The organism is Bdellovibrio bacteriovorus (assembly GCF_001592745.1).
GTDB classification, from domain to species: domain Bacteria; phylum Bdellovibrionota; class Bdellovibrionia; order Bdellovibrionales; family Bdellovibrionaceae; genus Bdellovibrio; species Bdellovibrio bacteriovorus_B.
This window is the reverse complement of record NZ_LUKD01000006.1, coordinates 212,367-230,119: the sequence shown is the minus strand read 5'-3', so window position 1 is coordinate 230,119 and position 17,753 is coordinate 212,367. Positions and strand designations below refer to the sequence as shown.

The window sequence follows — 17,753 nt, the reverse complement described above, 5'->3', positions numbered from 1 at the left end:
AGATAGATAGATAGATAGATCGGGCAGTAGAGCCGCACGTCATTCAGAGTAAAACATTTCTAACAGAATGTTACTCGGTCGAAATTCTTAGCGACCTGTTTGACGCAATTGCGTACTGCCACGATGGCAGTATAACCATTTATTACAAACCAAGATTTAGTCGAAATGCTCTTGACGAGTTTCCCTTGTCCGTAAAACGACCATGGTTACACGAATCCACTAATTTATTTTAAAAATGAATCTTGAATCAATATTGCACAGCCTGGGCAATGTGGAAGTGTTTGAAGGGTGGTTCATTTGTTCTCGAGGAATACGTCTAGAAAAGCAATTTAAAACCCATGATATGTTCTGCGCATTGGTGAGGTGTTGAATGTCGATTTCAAAAATGACAAACAATGAATTGGATTCAAGAATAAAAACTCTTGCGAGCAATGAACGCAAGCTTTTGAAATCTATTCTTTTCACTATATCCGAGATCGACGGTCGACGTTCCTATTTAGAGCTGGGATACCCCAGTCTTTTTGATTATCTCACCAAAGAAGTCGGTTATAGTGGAGGAAGCGCGCAAAGGCGAATTGATGCTGCTCGAATTCTTCGTGAAATTCCTGAGACAGCAGAAAAAATTGAATCTGGTGAGATAAAGTTGAACCAGATTTCGATGCTACAAAGAGCGGCAAGAGAAGTTGCTAAAGAACGTAATGTGGAAGTGAGTGCACACGATAAAAAAGAACTTTTGAGTCAAATTGCCAACCGGGGACACGAAGAGACGCAAAAAGAGATCGCCAGTTATTTTGATTTGCCCGTAATTGAAGCTCCCGTATCTAAAGTACAAGCTGACGAAAGTGTTCGCTTAGAATTCACATTGACCAAAGAACAATATGAAAAGCTGAAACAGGCACAAGCCCTTCTTGCACACTCATCATCTTCGTCTGATATTCCAAATTTTATTGAACATATTTGTGATAAAATTATCACTCAGAAAACTAAAGTTAGGCCTTTGAAAAATGAAAACGCGGATGGGTCGAGTAATGATGCCAGTGTCGAAAATTTTGTTACTGCCACCGTGGCAGTAAGCAATCGCGTCAAGAAGTTAATGCTCGCAAAACAACCCTGCTGTCAGTTCAAAATCCCATCAACAGGAAAAATCTGCGGAAGTACTTGGCTGTTGCAAGTAGATCATATTCAACCGCGCTGGAGTGGTGGTGATAATTCGTTAGAAAATCTCCAGGTACTCTGTGCCCAACATAATAGGTTGAAGTACCGTATGGAGTCTGGCCTGCGATTTAGATAAATCCAAGAGTTGATAGCGTATAGGTATATCTTGAGTACCTGTAGGAGTGAAAAATAAGAGAAAAGCCAGGACTGCTGCAATCGGAGTCTTGGCAATAGCACCTAAACCTCTTAAACAAACGCCTACTTCCCCCTCAAAATCTCCTTCGCCTTCACCCAATACTTATCCTTATCATCCATGCTCAAAGAGCCCCAATCAACCCCATCCGCAGCGGCCAATTCGACCATCTTATTAAACCGCGTCTCAAATTTCACATTCCCGCGACGTAGAATCTGTTCCGGTTCTAAATCCAAATGGCGACTCAGCTGCGCTAAAGAAAATAAAACATCCCCGAGTTCCGCCTGCACCTGTTCATCGGTGCCCTCATCGATCGCTTCACGAAGTTCGGCGAATTCCTCTTCCACCTTATTCATAGCACCTTCAGCATCTTCCCAATCAAATGCCAACTTCTCAGTGCGTTTGCCGATTTTGTAAGCGCGTTGCAAAGCGGGAAGGGGAGGCACATTCAAAGCATAAGGTGAAACAGGCGCCGCACCAGTTTGAGTAGCCGCCTTCTCAGCCTTTTTTATCTCATCCCAATTGCGAACAACTTCAGCAGAGTCCTCCACCTTGGTGTCACCAAACACATGCGGATGACGGCGTAAAAGCTTCTCTGCAATGGATGAAATCACATCTTCTAAAGTGAAAGCTCCACGTTCTGAAGCCAATTGCGCGTGCAAAACCACCTGGAAAAGCACATCTCCCAGTTCTTCCTTCATCTTTTGATCTTTTAAAGCGCCACTCGGATATTCAAGGACCTCCACCAGTTCATGGGTCTCTTCGATTGCGTACTGAGTCAAAGACTCGTGAGTCTGCTCTTTATCCCAAGGGCAGCCGTCGGGACCGCGTAGACGCGCCACGATCTCGACTAAGGACTCAATTTGACGTAAGTTAGTTGGAATTGCAGCCATAAGGAGCCTCGACTTTCTGATGGAATCTCTTCATAGCTAGCACAATTACAGAGTGATTTCGACAATTTTCGCAAAACAGGATACGGTAGAAAACTGGATATGCAGCGAGGTAAGCAAACTAAAAAAGGCGAGAGTCCTACGACTCGTGTTAACTATGAGGATCACAGTCTTAAGTTCTTAGACTGGGTGGATTCCATTGGCCTAGAGAAAACCTTCTTTGGTCGCATCGTTCAGGTGATGGAAGAAAAATTCTTCATCCGCCGTGCTGCCTTGATCTTCCTTTACTGCGTCCTTCTTTCTTACACGATTTTCTACCAATTTGATGTTCCTTATAATTTCAATGTCGGCGATGTCGCAAAATTCGATGTGGTTTCGCCAATCGGTTTTGAAATGACCGACGAGGTCACCACCGAGGAAAAGCGCTTTAAAGCCGAATACTCCGTGCCGATCGTTTACGATTACGACACAAGTGTCTTTGAAAGAGTTTCCGTCAATTTGATTCACTCTTTTAGAACCATGCGCGCTTACTATCGCGAAACGAAATGGTCATCGACACCGGCCGAGCACCGCCGTCAGGTGAAAGAGTTCTTCCAGCACAAAAAACAGTTCGAAAAAGAATTGGGAGTGGTGGTTTCTGACTTCATGTTCGAATGGCTTATTGACCTTAAATTCACTCCCAGAATTGAAGCTGTCATCATTCGTAACTTGGAAAGCTGGTACGATAAAAAGATCGCGGAAGCCCCAGATCGTTTTATCCCGGCCAATCAGGCTAGCGTTCTAGCCCGCGTCGTGCATAAAAACAACTTGGGTAAAGAGTTCCCCATCCCGCGCGAAGAAATCCAAGACCTGCAAGCGCCAGAAAATTTCGAGTTCGATTCAAAAAAAGACCTGAATAGATTTTCTGAAAGTGACCAGGCCAATCTTCTGTATTTTGCGAGATCGCTTTTAGTTCCGAATCTGACACTGAACAAACAAGAGACCGCCTCCCGCAGACAAGCCGCTCGCGATGCGGTGATTCCGGTAACCATCACGATTAAAAAGAACCAAGCCATTATTTCTCAAGGTTCCGTCATTCAGCCGGGTCAGATGGCCGTCATTAAACAAATCGAGAACATTCGCGCAGACAAACGCAAAGACATCATGGCGCTTTCAATGGCCTTGATGCTTTCCGTGGCGATTCTAGTTTTCTTCTCGTACCTAAAACGTTTCACGATGAACAAAGTGAAAATCGAGTTTAAAGATGTGACCGTGATGATGCTCATCGCGTTTGGCGCGATTCTTTTCACGAAGATCTACATGTTCATCACGGACGCGGCCTTCGCTTCAAAAATGGGGCATATCATTCCTCCGGCGATCTTCTTGTATGCGGCTCCGGTCGCAGCGGGACCTATGTTGGTGGGGCTCCTTATTTCCTACGGTGAAATCGTGTGGCTCTTCACGGCCTTCCTTTCGGTGTGCCTAGGTATCATGGTCGACTACAACTACAGCTTCATGTTTGTCAGCTTGGTCGGTGGTATCGCGGCAGCTCGCGGGGTTTTCAACTGCAAAACTCGTAACGACATTTACTTCGCTGGCGTCAGAACGGGCGTAGTCAATGCCCTGATGATCGCGTTCATTTTAACGATGACGAAGTTTGATCAAGAGGGCGGACTTAAGGAAATCCTTCTTTCAATCCCGGCGGGGTTCTTGGGTGGTATCTTCAGCGCGCTCGTCACGATGATGTTCATTCCGTTATTAGAATCTATCTTCAATTACACGACGGACGTAAAACTTCTTGAACTCAGCAATTTAAATCATCCGCTACTGAAAGAGATGATCGTCAAGGCTCCGGGAACCTATCATCACTCCATGATGGTGGGTTCGATGGTGGAGGCCGCAGCTGAAGAGATCGGCGCCAATCCGCTCTTAGGTAAAGTCATGTGCTACTACCACGATATTGGGAAGATGGAACACGCGAACTACTTCATCGAAAATCAAAAACCAGGACACAATCCTCACGATCATATTTCTCCGTTCATGAGTAAGACTTTGCTAGTGGCGCACGTGAAAGACGGTATCGAGATGGGGATGGCTTATAAATTAGGTAAGCCGATCTTAGACGGTATCGTTCAGCATCACGGAACGACGTTGATTTCGTATTTCTACAACAAAGCTTTGGATCTAAAAAAAGAAGACGACCCAGAAATCAGCGATCAAGACTTCCGTTATCCAGGTCCTAAACCTCAATTCCGTGAATCCGCGCTCTGCATGCTTGCTGACAGTATCGAAGCGGCAGCGCGTTCCCTCGATGAACCTACGCCCGCACGTTTGCAAAACATCGTCCGAAATATCATCCAAAGAAAATTCTCGGATGCACAGCTGGACGAGTGTAATCTGACCCTGAAAGATATTTCCAAAGTCGAAGCCGCCTTCGTGCGCATTCTTCTAGGTATTTACCATCAACGTATCGACTATCCGCGCAGCGCGGGTGGTGGATTGGGCGACACCAATGCAACTTCTGATCGTTAATGAATCTAAGCACGCCGTGCCTCGAAAATTTATCACCGAGTGGATGGAAGAAGTGGTCGGTGAGCTTAAAAAACGTCGCATTCTTAAAGCCGCTCACGCGAAAAAAGAACTGACTTTGGTGTTCTTAGATAAAAAGCCCGCGCAGAAAATCAATTTCGAGTTCCGCGGAAAAGACTACGCCACAGATGTTCTTAGTTTTGACTCGATGGACCCGATTTCTTTCGGGGAACTTGTCATGTGTCCTGAAGTTCTAAAGCGCCAGGCAAAGGAACATAAACTCAGCTTTCAACATGAATTGGGATACATGCTTTTGCATGGAGTTCTTCATTTATTGGGCTATGACCATGAGACCAATGAAAAGGACGCCAAAGAAATGTTCGACCTCCAGGACGCTGTTTTCGAAAAGCTTTTGAAAAAACTTTCTGCCTAAATCAGGCTCAATTCTTCTATATTGCTGCTTAAGATCAAAAAATAAAAGATCCCCTCGGAAAGGACACTTTGCGCTCCTTGATTTGATCAAGTTTTAAGCGAAACCGGGGTGGGTCCATCAGTTTCCGCTCTGAAACTTGTATATTTCGCAATTCGTCGAACGAGTACACCCTGGCATCGAGATTGTAATAGGGAAGTAGTGTTCTCCCTTGTCGCCTCCGAGAGCTTTCCCCTCCCTGCTCGCGGAGGCGTTTTTCTTGACAGACTAGGTCCCCCAGATACACTGGGGCCTATGTCTATCGTTACTGAATCATCGGAAATCAAAAGCAGAATCGGCGCTCTCGAAAGTTTCTCGACGGAACTTCGGGGGTATCTTTGACCTAGATAAAAAGAAAAAGCGTCTTGACGAGCTTGCGATCCAAGCCGAAAACCCCGCGCTGTGGGAAAAGCCTGCAGAAATGCAAAAACTCAATAAAGAAAAGACCCTGCTTGAAAGAGCCGTGGGAGAGTTTGATTCTTTCGCCAATCGCCTGAGCGATGCCAAAGTTCTTTTGGAAATGGCAATGGAGGCTCAAGATGAGGGCAGCTTCAGTGAAGTGAAAGCCGAAGTCGATTCGTTAGAAAAATACGGCCAAGATTTAGAATTAAAACGAGTTCTCAACGGCGAACTTGATACCAACAGTGCTTACTTATCGATCAACTCTGGCGCCGGCGGGACCGAGTCCTGTGATTGGGCCGAGATGCTGCTTCGTATGTACACACGCTATGCCGACAAGCACGGCTATAAAGTCAGCGTTGTCGAGATGACCGAAGGCGAAGGCGCGGGCATCAAATCCTGCACTCTTTTAGTCGAAGGACCTTACGCCTATGGTTACTTGAAAGCCGAATCGGGCGTTCATCGTCTGGTGCGTATTTCTCCGTTTGACTCCAATGCTCGTCGACACACTTCTTTTGCGTCCGTGTTTGCATGGGCCGAGGTCGACGACGACATCAATATTGAAGTTCGTCCGGAAGACACGCGCGTTGAAACTTTCCGCTCTAGTGGAGCCGGTGGACAGCACGTGAATAAGACCGACTCTGCCGTTCGTATGTATCATATTCCGACAGGCATCGTAGTGTCCTGCCAAATGGAACGTTCGCAAATCCAAAATAGAGAAAAGGCGATGAAGATGTTGAAAGCGCGCCTTTACGAATTGGAAATTGAAAAGCGCAACGCGGAAAAAGACGCGATGAACTCGCAGAAAAAAGCTAATGAATGGGGATCGCAAATCCGTTCGTACGTGATGCATCCTTACCAAATGGTGAAAGACCACCGCACGGACTTTGAAACCAATCAAGTGGACGATGTGATGGATGGAGATTTAGATGGCTTTATCATGGCTTATCTAAAATCCCAAATCACCACAGAGGCGAAACCTCAGTGAATAAGTCCTTAATGTGGATTGCATGGCGACTTTTGATTTCTCGGAAAACTCTTTTCGGGGGATCAGCACCGTTATCTCTTTTGGGACTTGTTTTAGGAGTGGCGGCTCTAGTGGCATCGATGGCCGTGATGAGTGGTTTTGAATCCACGCTGAAGCATGCGATGGCCGATGTTTCCGGACACGCTCAAGTTGTAAAGCGCTCGCGTTTTCCTGATGACTATAAAGAACTTGAAGAGCGGATTAAAAAAGCAGAGCCCACATTGGTGGGGTCTTCACGCTTCGTCTTTATTGAAGCGGTTCTAGCTCATCAAGGAAAAATCTCTGGAATCCTGATTCAGGGTGTGGACACTCAAGAAGTTGGAAAAGTTTTAAATTTCAAAAGTCGTGTGATGAGTGGCTCAGTCGATTTAAGTTCTTCATCCGAGGCCGAGGTTCCGTTGGTTTTGATGGGTAAGGGCCTGGCCGCAAAAATGAATTTAAAAGTCGGTGATCGTTTTCGTGTGGTCGTTCCTGTTGCTGACGCCGTAGATCCGTCAAAATTCCAGCGCCGTGTGGGGGAATTCCAACTGCAAGGCATTCTGGATTTAGGAAAATACGATTGGAACGAAAGATTCATTCTCAGCGATCTTGCAGCGACACAAAAACTAGCTGACATTGGTGATCGCTATTCCGGTTTACTTCTGCGATTTGAAGACGTGGACTATGCACGCCAAGCTGCTTTCAATTTAAGTCATGTCTTGGGTTCACCATACTGGGTGCGCGACTGGAGAGACTCTAACGAAAATCTTTTCGAAGCCGTCAGCGTAGAACGTCCCGGAATTTTCTTTGTTGTTTTGATTATCACTTTGGTGGCGGCGTTCAACGTCTCGTCCACGTTGCTGGTGAACGTTGTTCGTCGCTATAAAGACATTGCGATTTTAAAAACCGTCGGTCTTTCGCGAAAAGACATTATTAAGATCTTCGCCTTCCAAGGGCTTTTCATGGGCGGGATTGGTTTGTTCTTTGGGTTTATCTTAGGATTTATTCTTTGCCTGCTCTTCAACTTCGCGCAAAGTCGTTTAGGGCTTGTTGCCGGTGAAGTTTATCGTCTGGATTCTATCGACGTGAACATCCGTTTTGTTGATTCCATCGCGATTGTTATCGCTACACTTTTGATTTGTTTCATCGCCACATTGGCGCCAGCTCGTCGCGGCGGCCGATTGAACCCAGTAGAAGGGCTTCGCAATGAATGACACTCATGTATTTTTAAAAGCCGTTGATATTCACAAATCCTACAGCCAGGGCACGGGGGAATTAGAAATTCTTCGTGGAATCAGCCTAGAAATCAAAGAGGGCGAAGCTTTGGCCATCCTGGGATCCTCAGGAGCAGGTAAAAGTACGCTCCTCCAAATCATGGGAACTTTGGATCGTCCAAATAAGGGCGAACTTTTTTGTGAAGGCCGCGATCTTTTGGCGATGAGTGATGATGAGTTGTCTCGTTTTCGTAACGCAGAAATGGGATTTGTATTCCAGTTCCATCATCTGTTAGGCGAGTTCACGGCCTTAGAAAACATCATGATCCCTTGTCGCGTGGCGGGTGAAGCCCCGAAGGCGGCACGTGAAAAAGCTTTGCATCTTTTAGAGTTCATGGGTCTTGCTGAGCGTCGAGAACATTATCCCAATCAACTTTCCGGCGGGGAGTTGCAGCGGGTCGCGATTGCGCGTGCCTTGGTGCGACATCCGAAGATTCTTTTCGCCGACGAACCCACAGGAAATTTGGATTCGCAGACGAGCGGAAAGATTCAAGAGTTGTTCTTCCGCCTGAAGGAAGAAATGAAGCTCGCGTTGGTGGTGGTGACGCATGATTTGACCTTTGCGACAAAGTTTCCAAAAGTATACCGAATGAAAGATGGAGTGTGGGTCTGAGTGCGGAGGCGCCTAACTGCGCGCTTTTCCTTGGAAGCGCGGCGCGTCTTCTTTGACAGGACCTTGGTCTTAAGTTACGATTCCCCAATAAATTTGTAAGTACGCAGAAATCTTATAGATTTTCGAAAAACGCCTGGCGGGGAATAGACTTTGAGTAAGCTTCTTTGTGCATTGTTAATCACTTCGTTATCTTCGACGGTTTGGGCAGCCCCAGCTAAGAAGAAAACCGCTAAAAATTCTAAAGCTCCCGTGCAAGCGGCAGCTCCAGTTTCTTCAGGTCTGACGATCAAAAATATTGAAGTCACTGGAAATCGTAAAATCGAAAAGGATGCGATTCTAACCAAGATCACTTCCAAAGTGGGCGGAGAGTATTCTGCACTCAGCCTGCGCGAAGACGTCGAAGCTCTTTTTAAACTAGGATTTTTTAACGACATCGAAGTGGACCGCCAAGTTTCTGGTAAAGACGTCACTCTGACATATAAAGTTTTAGAAAAACCATCCGTCGTCGAAATCACCTATGAAGGTAATAGCGAAGTAAAATCAGAAGACATCGCCGACGCGACAGGAATTAAGCCCTACCAGCTTTTGAATATGGCGAAAGTAAAAGAAGCCGTTGAAAAAATCCAAAAGCTTTACGAAGACAAGGGTTACTTCTTAGCAAAAATCGAAGCTGAAGTACAAAACATCAACAAAGACGAAACCGTTCGTTTGGTGTTTAAGATTCGTGAAAACGACAAAGTAAAAGTAAAAAAGATCACGTTCCTGGGAAATCAAGCCTTGGGTGATGGCCAGTTGAAATCAAAAATGCTCACCCAAGAGGGCGGATTCTTCTCGGGACTTTCTGGTTCTGGTCAATACAAACAAGAGATGTTCGAGCGTGACGTGCAAATCCTTCGCTTCCTTTACTGGAATCAAGGTTACGTGCAAGCCAAAGTCGACCGTCCCCAAGTGACGGTGACTCCAGATAAAAAGAACATCTACATCACCATCCGTATCGAAGAGGGCGAGCAGTACGATGTTGGTGAAGTCGATTTTGCTGGCGACATCTTGTTCCCAAAACAAGAGCTTTATGAAGCGATCAAGATCGATGACAACGGCGTCTTTGCTTACGATGTTCTTCAAAAAGACATCAGTGAGTTGACGGCGAAATACGGTGATCTAGGTTATGCCTATGCCAACGTGATTCCTCGTACGGCGTTTAATGCTAAAGAACGTAAAGTGAATTTGATCTTTGAATTCGACAAGGGATCTAAAGTTTACTTCGGCAAAATCAACATGATCGGAAACTCCAAGACGCGCGATAAAGTCATCCGTCGTGAATTAAAAATCCACGAAGGGGAGCTTTACAACGAAACACGCCGTCGTCAGTCTTTGGAAAACATCCAACGCTTGGGATACTTCGAAGAAGTGAACTTCAAAACTTCGATCGATCCAGAGCGCACAGAAGTGATGAATGTCGACATCGCCGTGAAAGAAAGAAACACCGGACAAATTCAATTGGGTGCTGGTTACGGAACATCACAAGGTTTCACTTTGCAAGGTTCGATCAATCAGGCGAACTTCTTGGGTAAAGGACAAAACTTAGGTGCGTCTTTGAACCTAAGTAATACAGGAAGCTATTACAGTCTTTCTTTCACCGAGCCTTACTTCAACGACACTCTTTGGTCTGTCGGTGGAGACCTTTATCAAAGTGCCAACTCCGCACGTGCCGACTACGATGAAAAACACACCGGTGGAGCCATCCGTTTCGGTCACCCGTTGGCCGAGTTCACGCGTGGATACTTGCGCTACAAATACGATGATACTCAGCTGGAAGAAAAATTCGATAGTGAAGAGCAGTCTTTAACGGACCGCGATTTATTCCCTCTAGAAACAGCATCGGGTGTCACTAGCTCTATCACGGCAACGATTGATTATGACACTCGTAACGACCGTCAAATGCCGACGAAAGGGATGTATGCGAGTGCGTCTTATGAGTACGCAGGTCTAGGTGGAGACTTGAAATTCACTCGCATGAACACGAATTTCCGCTACTACAAAAACCTGTTCTGGGATGTGGTGTGGCGAAATAACATCAGTTACGCGCGCATTGATTCTTTAGAAGGCCAAGACGTGCCGTTCAGTGAATTGTATCTTCTTGGTGGTCCTTATTCTCTGCGTGGTTACCGTTCGTACCGTGTGGGAAAAATGAAACTATCCAACAAGATCAAAGCTAAGATTATCGCGGACAACCCAGGTATTAGTGACGAAGAAGCCACAAAACGTGCGATGCGTTTCTACGGTGGTACTCAACAGGCGATGTACCAGACGGAATTACAGTTCCCTTTAGTTAAAGATGCTGGCATCATGGGTGCTGGATTCTTCGACGTCGGTGCTGCGGATGATATCCTATCAGAGGATAATTTCTACGCAGACGTTGGCTTCGGTATCCGCTGGTACTCTCCGATCGGGGTCTTGCGTTTCGAATGGGGCTTCCCACTGAACCGCGATCCGCTCTACCACGACGCAACAGTGTTCGAGTTCTCGATCGGGCCTAGTTTCTAGCGCGCGAACGCGCAGGAGGTCGTAGCGCCTCTGGCGCGGAGACTGGACTAGCTCGGCCTCGCAGAGAGTAACAAAGAATTTAGTTTTAAACCTTTAAGGAGGATTGATGAAAAAAATGTTGATCGTGCTAAGCATGCTTATGACGGCATCCTTCGCACACGCGGAAGCAAAAGTAGGTTACGTGGATATGCAAAAAGCTATTCAATCTACTTCTGCAGGTAAGAAAGCAAAAACGGAACTTGAAGGCGAGTTCAATAAAAAGAAAAAAGAACTCGAGAAGAAAGAAGCTGATTTGAAGAAAATGGGCGAAGACTTGGAAAAGAAAAAGTCTGTTCTTTCTGAAGATGCTCTAGGTAAAAAACAAGCGGAATTCCAAGAAGAAATGTTGAAGTACCGTGATGTTGTTGGCAAAAGCCAAGTTGAAATCCAAAAGAAAGAGCGTGAACTCACAGCTCCTATCTTGGAAAAAATGAAAAAAGTCATCGCTAAAATCGCGAAAGACAAAGGCTACACAATGGTGATTGAGAACTCTCAGATGGTGCTTTATGCAACACCTGAGGCGGATTTAACACAAGAAGTGATCGCGGCCTTCGAAAAAGAAAAGTAGATCTCGGATAAAAACGAAAGGGCCTGCAAAGGCCCTTTCTAGTTTAAGGTAAAGTACTCATGGCAAATTATAAAGTTCATCCAAGCAGTGTCATCTCTCCCGAAGCTGAAATAGCAGACGATGTTGAAATCGGTCCTTACTGCTTGATTCAAGGTAAAGTTAAAATTGGTAAAGGCACGTTAGTAGAAGGTCATGTGACCTTGGGTTCTCGCCACGGTATTCTGGAAATCGGCGAAAACAATCACTTCTCTCCAGGTGCCGTTATCGGTGGTCCGCCACAAGACGTTTCTTACAAAGGCGAACCGACAAAATTGGTTATCGGAAAAAATAACACCTTCCGTGAATTCACAACGGTGAATATCGGAACTCCTAAAGGTGGCGGCGTCACTTCCATTGGCGACAACTGTCTTTTGATGGCTTACACGCACATCGGGCATGACTGTCATATCGCGAACAATGTGGTGATCGTGAATGGTTGCCACTTGGGTGGTCACTGTGAAATCGAAGAAAACGTAACTATCGGTGGGGTTTCCGCTCTGAACCAGTTCACAAAAGTCGGTCGTGGTGCTTTCATCGCGGGTTCTTCGATTGTGAACAAAGACATTCTTCCGTTCTCTCGCGCGCAAGGTAACTACGCGACGATCCGTGCGACAAATAAGATCGGTCTTTCTCGTAAAGGCTTCCCACGTGAAGAAGTCGCGAATGTCCACAAAGCCATTCGTATCATCATTATGGGATCTCACACGGTGGACGAAGGTATCGAGCGTATCAAACAAGAATGCGTTATGAGTCCTAACATTGAATACTTCATCAACTTCATTAAGTCTTCGAAACGCGGTATTGCTGTAGATAGAAGCCCTAAAGGATGGCAGGACGATGACTAGTCAGAAATTGCGTGCCGCTGTGATCGGCGTGGGTTACTTAGGTAATTTTCACGCTCAGAAATATAAAAACAATCCCCACGTCGAACTTGTGGGAGTCTGTGATCACTTCCCCGCACAAGCAGATAAGATTGCGGCAGAGTTGGGAGTTAAAAGCTTTCATCGTCCGCAAGATTTGCTTGGACAAGTAGATCTGGTGACTGTAGCTGCTAGCACCTTAAGTCACTACGAAGTGGCAAAAATGTTTTTGCAAAACGGCGTGCACGTGAATGTTGAAAAACCAATCACGGCGACAGTACCTCAAGCCGAAGAGCTTGTGGCTTTAGCAGAAAAAAATAATTTGAAATTAGCTGTGGGTCACATCGAACGGTTCAATCCTTCTGTGGTGGAAGTGAAGAAAAATCTTAAAAAACCGCGTTTGATCGAACTGACTCGCATGGCGACTTACAAAGCGCGCGGCGCCGATGTCAGTGTGTTGCATGACCTGATGATTCACGATATCGACATGTTGTTCTTCTTAAGCGGTACAAGCGAAATTGAATCTATGATTGGAACGGGTTCTAAACTTGTTTCCAAAGAACTCGACACGGCCTCGGTAACTATCAAGATGAAAAACGGTGTGGTGGGCGTGATCAACGTCAGCCGTGTTTCTTCGACGATGACTAGATCCGTGCGTGTGATCGAAGACGATTTCACTCTATTCGCCAACACGGGAGTTCATGAGCTTGAAAAAGGCGAAAAGGGACCCGGCGGAGACGAACTTGTAAAGTACACGAAGTGGACTTTAGAAAAAGCGGATGCTCTTCAAAAAGAAACCGACGCCTTTGTCGATGCTGTTATCAATAATAAAAAACCTGTGGTTACAGGAGTCGATGGTCTGGTTGCTTTAAAAGCAATTGAAGACGTGCAAAGAATGATCGAGGGCTAATGGATCAGGTTCTGTTTGTCGCGGCGGAAGCCTCTAGCGTCACCTATGCTCAAAGAATTCTCGAAGCTTGGAAAAAGCAGGGACGTCATATTCATGCTTTCGGTGTCGGCAGTCAGGACATGGAAAACATTGGCTTTGAACGTTTAGGAAAATCGGAAGAGATGGCAGTCGTAGGGGCGGCAGAAATCATCGCTCAATACAGCCACCTCAAAGGTGTTTTTGATAGCCTTGTCGCCGAAGCTGAAAAACGTCGTCCTAAAGTCGCCATCGTGATGGATTACCCAGAGTTCAACTTGATGCTTTCTAAAAAGCTTCATGCGATGGGCATTCCGGTTGTGTACTATATCTCTCCGCAAGTGTGGGCGTGGCGCAAAGGTCGTGTAAAGACGATCAAGAAGTACTGCAAAGAAGTCTTCGTTCTTTTTCCATTTGAAGTTCCGTTCTATGAAGAGCACGGTGTTCCGGTTGAGTTCGTAGGGCATCCTCTATTGGATGAGCTTGATGACAAACTTCTTAACGACAAAGAGTATCTCAAAATTCATCGCAATCAGTGTGGTATCCGTGATGATGAAATCGTTTTGGGTCTGATGCCGGGAAGCCGTCGTTTAGAATTAAAACAGCACTTTCAAATTCAGTTGGATACAGCCCGTGTGCTTGCTAAAAAATATCCGAACCTGAAAGTCGTGATCTTGACGGCTCCGACGTTCACGAAAGAAAAAATGCAAGAGTACCTGGAAGACTTCCGTCTGCCTTACGTGCTTTTGAAGGACGAACCTTTCCGTATGATTCATCTTGTGGACATGATGCTCGTGGCTTCGGGAACAGCGACACTGCAAGTGGGTATTTTGAAAAAACCGATGGTCATCATGTATCGCATGAAATGGCTGACGGGAGTTTTCGCCAAACTCGTGGTGCGCGGAACGAAGTATTTCGGTCTCGTGAATTTGATTTTGAACAAAGAAGCCGTGCCGGAAAGATTCCAATCGGAAGTAAATCCAGAACATCTGGCTTCTTTGTTAGAAAAATATATCGTGGATCCTGCTTACAAAGCGCAGGTCATTCATGACTTGGAAGAGCTTAGAAAATATCTTGGCGACCGCGGAGCCACTCAGCGTGTTGTGAAAGCATTGGATAAATATTTAACAAAATGAAGTATTACTTAAAGCCTTTTTCTTTTCTGTATAACCAAGTTGTCGGAGTCAAAAACTCTCTGTACAGCCGTGGAGTGATCAGTGTCTACAAAGCACCGGTCCCTGTGGTGAGTATCGGAAATCTGACAGTCGGGGGCACAGGAAAAACGCCTATCACCGACTATTGCTTAAAAGCTCTGGTCGCTGAAGGGAAAAAGGTGGCTGTCATCAGTCGGTCTTATCGTGCGGATGTCGAAAGCCCGTCGCAAGTGGATGTCGGTCATCCGTTTGCAGCACGTTATTACGGTGATGAGCCGGTTCTGCTTGCTCAAGCCAATCCTCAAGTGGCTGTCTTTGTGGGCCCCAGTAAATGGCAGACGGCGAAGTACGCTGTCAGCAAAGACCAGTTCGATTTACTTATTGTCGATGACGGTTTTCAACATCGCAAATTGCATCGCGATCTCAATATCGTGATTTTGGATGCGACAGAAAATATCGAAAATTACGCGGTTCTTCCAGAAGGCCGTGCCCGTGAATCTTGGGCGGGAGTGGACCGAGCAGATGTCTTGGTTCTTTCCAAATGCAATTTGGCTCCCGATGCCGATTTGAAAGTTCTGGAAAGCCGCCTGCCTAAAGATAAAGAAGTTCTTTATCTTGGTTATCAAATCAATCATCTGAAAAATGTCGCTACCAAAGCGGTGATCGCTCGCGAAGAACTTCAAGGAAAATCCTTATTCCTGGTGTCGGCGATCGCTCGTCCGGATGTTTTTGAAAAAATGATGAGAAATATCGGAGAGGTTTCTAAAAAAAGTCTGCACTACCGAGATCATCATCAGTATACGGCAGCCGATGTGGCACGCATTGAAGATGAGTTCCGCAAATCCAAGGCTGATTATCTTATCACGACCGAAAAGGACGCGGTGAAACTGCGCCAGCTTTTCTCAGACTCCTCGCTGCTATGGAGCGCCTCTTTAGAGGTGGCCGAGCAGGGAAAGAAGGGACGTCTTCATGAACTTATTAGTCAAATTCTTCGTTAGTGTAATGAGCTTTTTTAGCTCGATGTTTCCTCGCACCTGGCTTCGTAAATCGGGCTCATGGGTAGGGTTTCTTTGGTTTGATGTCTTCGGTTTTAGAAAACAAATCGTGCTGAATAATTTGCAGATCGCCTTCCCCGAATGGAGTGAAGAACAAAAACTCAAGGTCGGGCGCGAGTCCGTTTATAATTTGGGCTATAATTTCGGGGAATTTTTCTTCATCCCATCTTTGTCGCAAAAATGGCTGGATAAGAACGCCGTTTTTGAAGGCTGGGAAAATATTGAAAAGGCCCGCGCCGGTGGGAAGGGAATGTTCTTCCTGACGTTGCACTTAGGAAACGGGGACCTGGCGGCAAACACGCTGGTCATGAAAGGTCAGCCGACTTACATCATCACTAAGAAATTTAAAACTCAGTGGTTCAACGATTTGTGGTTTGCCACTCGCGGAGCTAAAGGTGTTCAGTACATCGACGCTCACGGCCCGAACAATGCTTTTGAGATTTTAAAAGCGCTTAAGAAAAATGCCGCAGTGGTGTTCGTGTTAGATCAATACATGGGAAAACCTTACGGAGTCGCGACGACGTTCTTCGGAAAACGCACGGGCACCGCCTATGGTCTAGCTCTGTTTGCGCAAAAGACGAAGGCTCCTGTTCTGCCGATTTACACCTTCGAGGGCCCTGATAAAAAACTGCATGTAGTTATTGAACCAGCTATAGACACATCTCAAAGTGTGTCCGAAGATAAAGATCAGACTATCTTGAACCTGACACAGTCCTTCAACAACAAATTGGAAGAGATTGTGCGTAAGCACCCTGAACAATGGATGTGGGTGCATCGTCGATGGAAGGATTTTTAGTGAAAGTGCCAAATCTTCTGGGATCAATCGTTGCGGTGATGTTTTTGGCTTCTTGTTCATCTTCGGTTTTGAAGTATGAAAAATCCGAGAATCTAAAAAAGAACGACGAGTTCGAAAACGCAGTCTCGATTGTAAAACCAGAAGCACCGGCTCCGGCACCGGCGGATCCGACTCAGCCGGCGGAAACGGCGGCGGCTCCGGTGACCACGGCTCCAGCTCCAAAGACTCCCGAGAAATCTTCAAGTAAGTCTACGGCGTCTTCTAGTAAAGGCGCTACGACAAAATCAAATTCATCGAAGGCTTCTTCCTCTGGAGCAGCTTCGGCGTCTGCGGTCTCTACCAAAAAAGACTCAAAGAAGAGTTCAGCAAAATCTGCGAAGTCTGCTAAGGCTGAACCTGCAAAAGCAGAGGCTCCTGCGACTCGTCAGCCAGACATTGAAGACTCTGTGGGATTTGAAGGCGCTAGCCGCCGTCCATTGAAAGATCCCTTCCGCGTGGGTGAAGAAGTCGTGCACGATGTTCACTACTTCAAAGTGTCCGCAGGTGAGCTTCGTTTAAAAGTTGAGCCCTTTGCGATGGTGAATAATCGCAAGTCCTATACATTCGCTATCGAAATCAAAACAAGTAAGTTGTTCAATAGTTTCTATAGCGTTGATGACCGCGTAGAAACTTTTGTGGATTTTGAAGACCTAGTGCCGCGTGTTTTCCAATTGCATGTCAAAGAGTCGAAGCAACTTCGCGAAGCCAAGATGCTTTTTGATACCGAAAAGAACACCGCGACTTTCTGGGAAAAGAAAGTGACTAAAGAAGACGGAGAAGAAGAAAAGCGCCAACAATGGGACATTCTTCCATTCACCCAGAATGTGTACAGCGCCGTCTACTACATGAGAAACTTCCAATGGGAGACTGGAAAAGAATATTCCTTCCGCGTCGCCAACGATAATGAAAATCTCGTTTTTTCCGGTAAAGCCATTCGCCGTGAAGTTCTCGACACTGAACTGGGCCCCATGAAGGCGATCGTGATTCAGCCCAATATCGTCCTCAAAGGGAAGTTCAAACCTATCGGCGATAACTTCATCTGGTTGTCCGACGACGACAGAAAATACGTGTTACGTATCGAATCCAAAATCAAAATCGGAACCTTGGTTTCCGAAGTGGTCTCAATCAATCCTGGCAAGCCGTAGCTGACTCGGAGCTGTTCGACCCATTCGGGTAGTCACAATCGATCTCGGATCGTCTCCATTCTTCGGACAAACCGTAGTGGTC

At 46.0% G+C, this 17,753-nt stretch carries 15 protein-coding genes; 14 read left to right on the top strand and 1 reads right to left on the bottom strand.

The window, feature by feature from the left end:
- Positions 1–370: 370 nt before the first annotated feature.
- Positions 371–1,291: an HNH endonuclease gene (locus AZI87_RS14135; RefSeq protein WP_063208447.1), complete on the top strand. Its 921-nt coding sequence runs from the start codon at positions 371–373 to the stop codon at positions 1,289–1,291.
- A 122-nt stretch (positions 1,292–1,413) separates the two neighbouring features.
- Here the strand turns inward: AZI87_RS14135 and mazG are convergent, their stop codons facing one another.
- Positions 1,414–2,241: a nucleoside triphosphate pyrophosphohydrolase gene (mazG, locus tag AZI87_RS14130; RefSeq protein WP_063208445.1), complete on the bottom strand. Its 828-nt coding sequence runs from the start codon at positions 2,239–2,241 to the stop codon at positions 1,414–1,416.
- Positions 2,242–2,340: 99 nt separating this feature from the next.
- Between mazG and AZI87_RS14125 the strand changes: the two genes are divergently transcribed.
- The 13 genes from AZI87_RS14125 (at position 2,341) to AZI87_RS14065 (ending at position 17,671) form a co-directional block, all read left to right on the top strand.
- Positions 2,341–4,749 (top strand): HD family phosphohydrolase, encoded by a 2,409-nt coding sequence (locus AZI87_RS14125; protein WP_063208444.1) that lies wholly within the window; start codon positions 2,341–2,343, stop codon positions 4,747–4,749.
- Positions 4,730–5,179 (top strand): rRNA maturation RNase YbeY, encoded by a 450-nt coding sequence (gene ybeY / locus AZI87_RS14120; protein ID WP_063208442.1) that lies wholly within the window; start codon positions 4,730–4,732, stop codon positions 5,177–5,179. The genes AZI87_RS14125 and ybeY overlap by 20 nt, the downstream gene beginning before the upstream one ends.
- Before the next feature lie 304 nt (positions 5,180–5,483).
- Complete coding sequence (gene prfB, locus AZI87_RS14115; RefSeq protein ID WP_081111057.1) at positions 5,484–6,602, top strand: peptide chain release factor 2; 1,119 nt, start codon at positions 5,484–5,486, stop codon at positions 6,600–6,602.
- Positions 6,599–7,834, top strand: coding sequence for an ABC transporter permease (locus tag AZI87_RS14110; RefSeq protein ID WP_253696833.1), 1,236 nt, complete (start codon positions 6,599–6,601; stop codon positions 7,832–7,834). The genes prfB and AZI87_RS14110 overlap by 4 nt, the downstream gene beginning before the upstream one ends.
- Positions 7,827–8,507: an ABC transporter ATP-binding protein gene (locus tag AZI87_RS14105; RefSeq protein ID WP_063208436.1), complete on the top strand. Its 681-nt coding sequence runs from the start codon at positions 7,827–7,829 to the stop codon at positions 8,505–8,507. The genes AZI87_RS14110 and AZI87_RS14105 overlap by 8 nt, the downstream gene beginning before the upstream one ends.
- Positions 8,508–8,657: 150 nt before the next feature.
- The gene (bamA, locus tag AZI87_RS14100; RefSeq protein ID WP_063208434.1) at positions 8,658–11,051 is read left to right on the top strand and encodes an outer membrane protein assembly factor BamA; all 2,394 of its coding nucleotides are present in this window, start codon (positions 8,658–8,660) and stop codon (positions 11,049–11,051) included.
- A 106-nt stretch (positions 11,052–11,157) separates the two neighbouring features.
- Positions 11,158–11,658: an OmpH family outer membrane protein gene (locus AZI87_RS14095; RefSeq protein ID WP_063208432.1), complete on the top strand. Its 501-nt coding sequence runs from the start codon at positions 11,158–11,160 to the stop codon at positions 11,656–11,658.
- A 59-nt stretch (positions 11,659–11,717) separates the two neighbouring features.
- Positions 11,718–12,542 carry an acyl-ACP--UDP-N-acetylglucosamine O-acyltransferase gene (gene lpxA, locus AZI87_RS14090; RefSeq protein ID WP_063208430.1) on the top strand — a complete coding sequence of 275 codons (825 nt, stop codon included), beginning with the start codon at positions 11,718–11,720 and terminating at the stop codon, positions 12,540–12,542.
- Entirely contained in the window at positions 12,535–13,467 is a 933-nt protein-coding gene (locus AZI87_RS14085; protein ID WP_063208428.1) for a Gfo/Idh/MocA family protein, read from the top strand. Before lpxA ends, AZI87_RS14085 begins: the two co-directional genes overlap by 8 nt.
- Entirely contained in the window at positions 13,467–14,618 is a 1,152-nt protein-coding gene (gene lpxB, locus AZI87_RS14080) for a lipid-A-disaccharide synthase (protein WP_063208427.1), read from the top strand. The genes AZI87_RS14085 and lpxB overlap by 1 nt, the downstream gene beginning before the upstream one ends.
- Positions 14,615–15,634: a tetraacyldisaccharide 4'-kinase gene (gene lpxK / locus AZI87_RS14075; RefSeq protein ID WP_063208425.1), complete on the top strand. Its 1,020-nt coding sequence runs from the start codon at positions 14,615–14,617 to the stop codon at positions 15,632–15,634. The genes lpxB and lpxK overlap by 4 nt, the downstream gene beginning before the upstream one ends.
- Entirely contained in the window at positions 15,606–16,487 is an 882-nt protein-coding gene (locus tag AZI87_RS14070) for a lysophospholipid acyltransferase family protein (RefSeq protein WP_063208424.1), read from the top strand. Before lpxK ends, AZI87_RS14070 begins: the two co-directional genes overlap by 29 nt.
- On the top strand, positions 16,472–17,671 hold the full coding sequence (locus AZI87_RS14065) for a DUF3108 domain-containing protein (protein WP_253696830.1): 1,200 nt from the start codon (positions 16,472–16,474) through the stop codon (positions 17,669–17,671). The genes AZI87_RS14070 and AZI87_RS14065 overlap by 16 nt, the downstream gene beginning before the upstream one ends.
- Positions 17,672–17,753 lie beyond the last annotated feature (82 nt).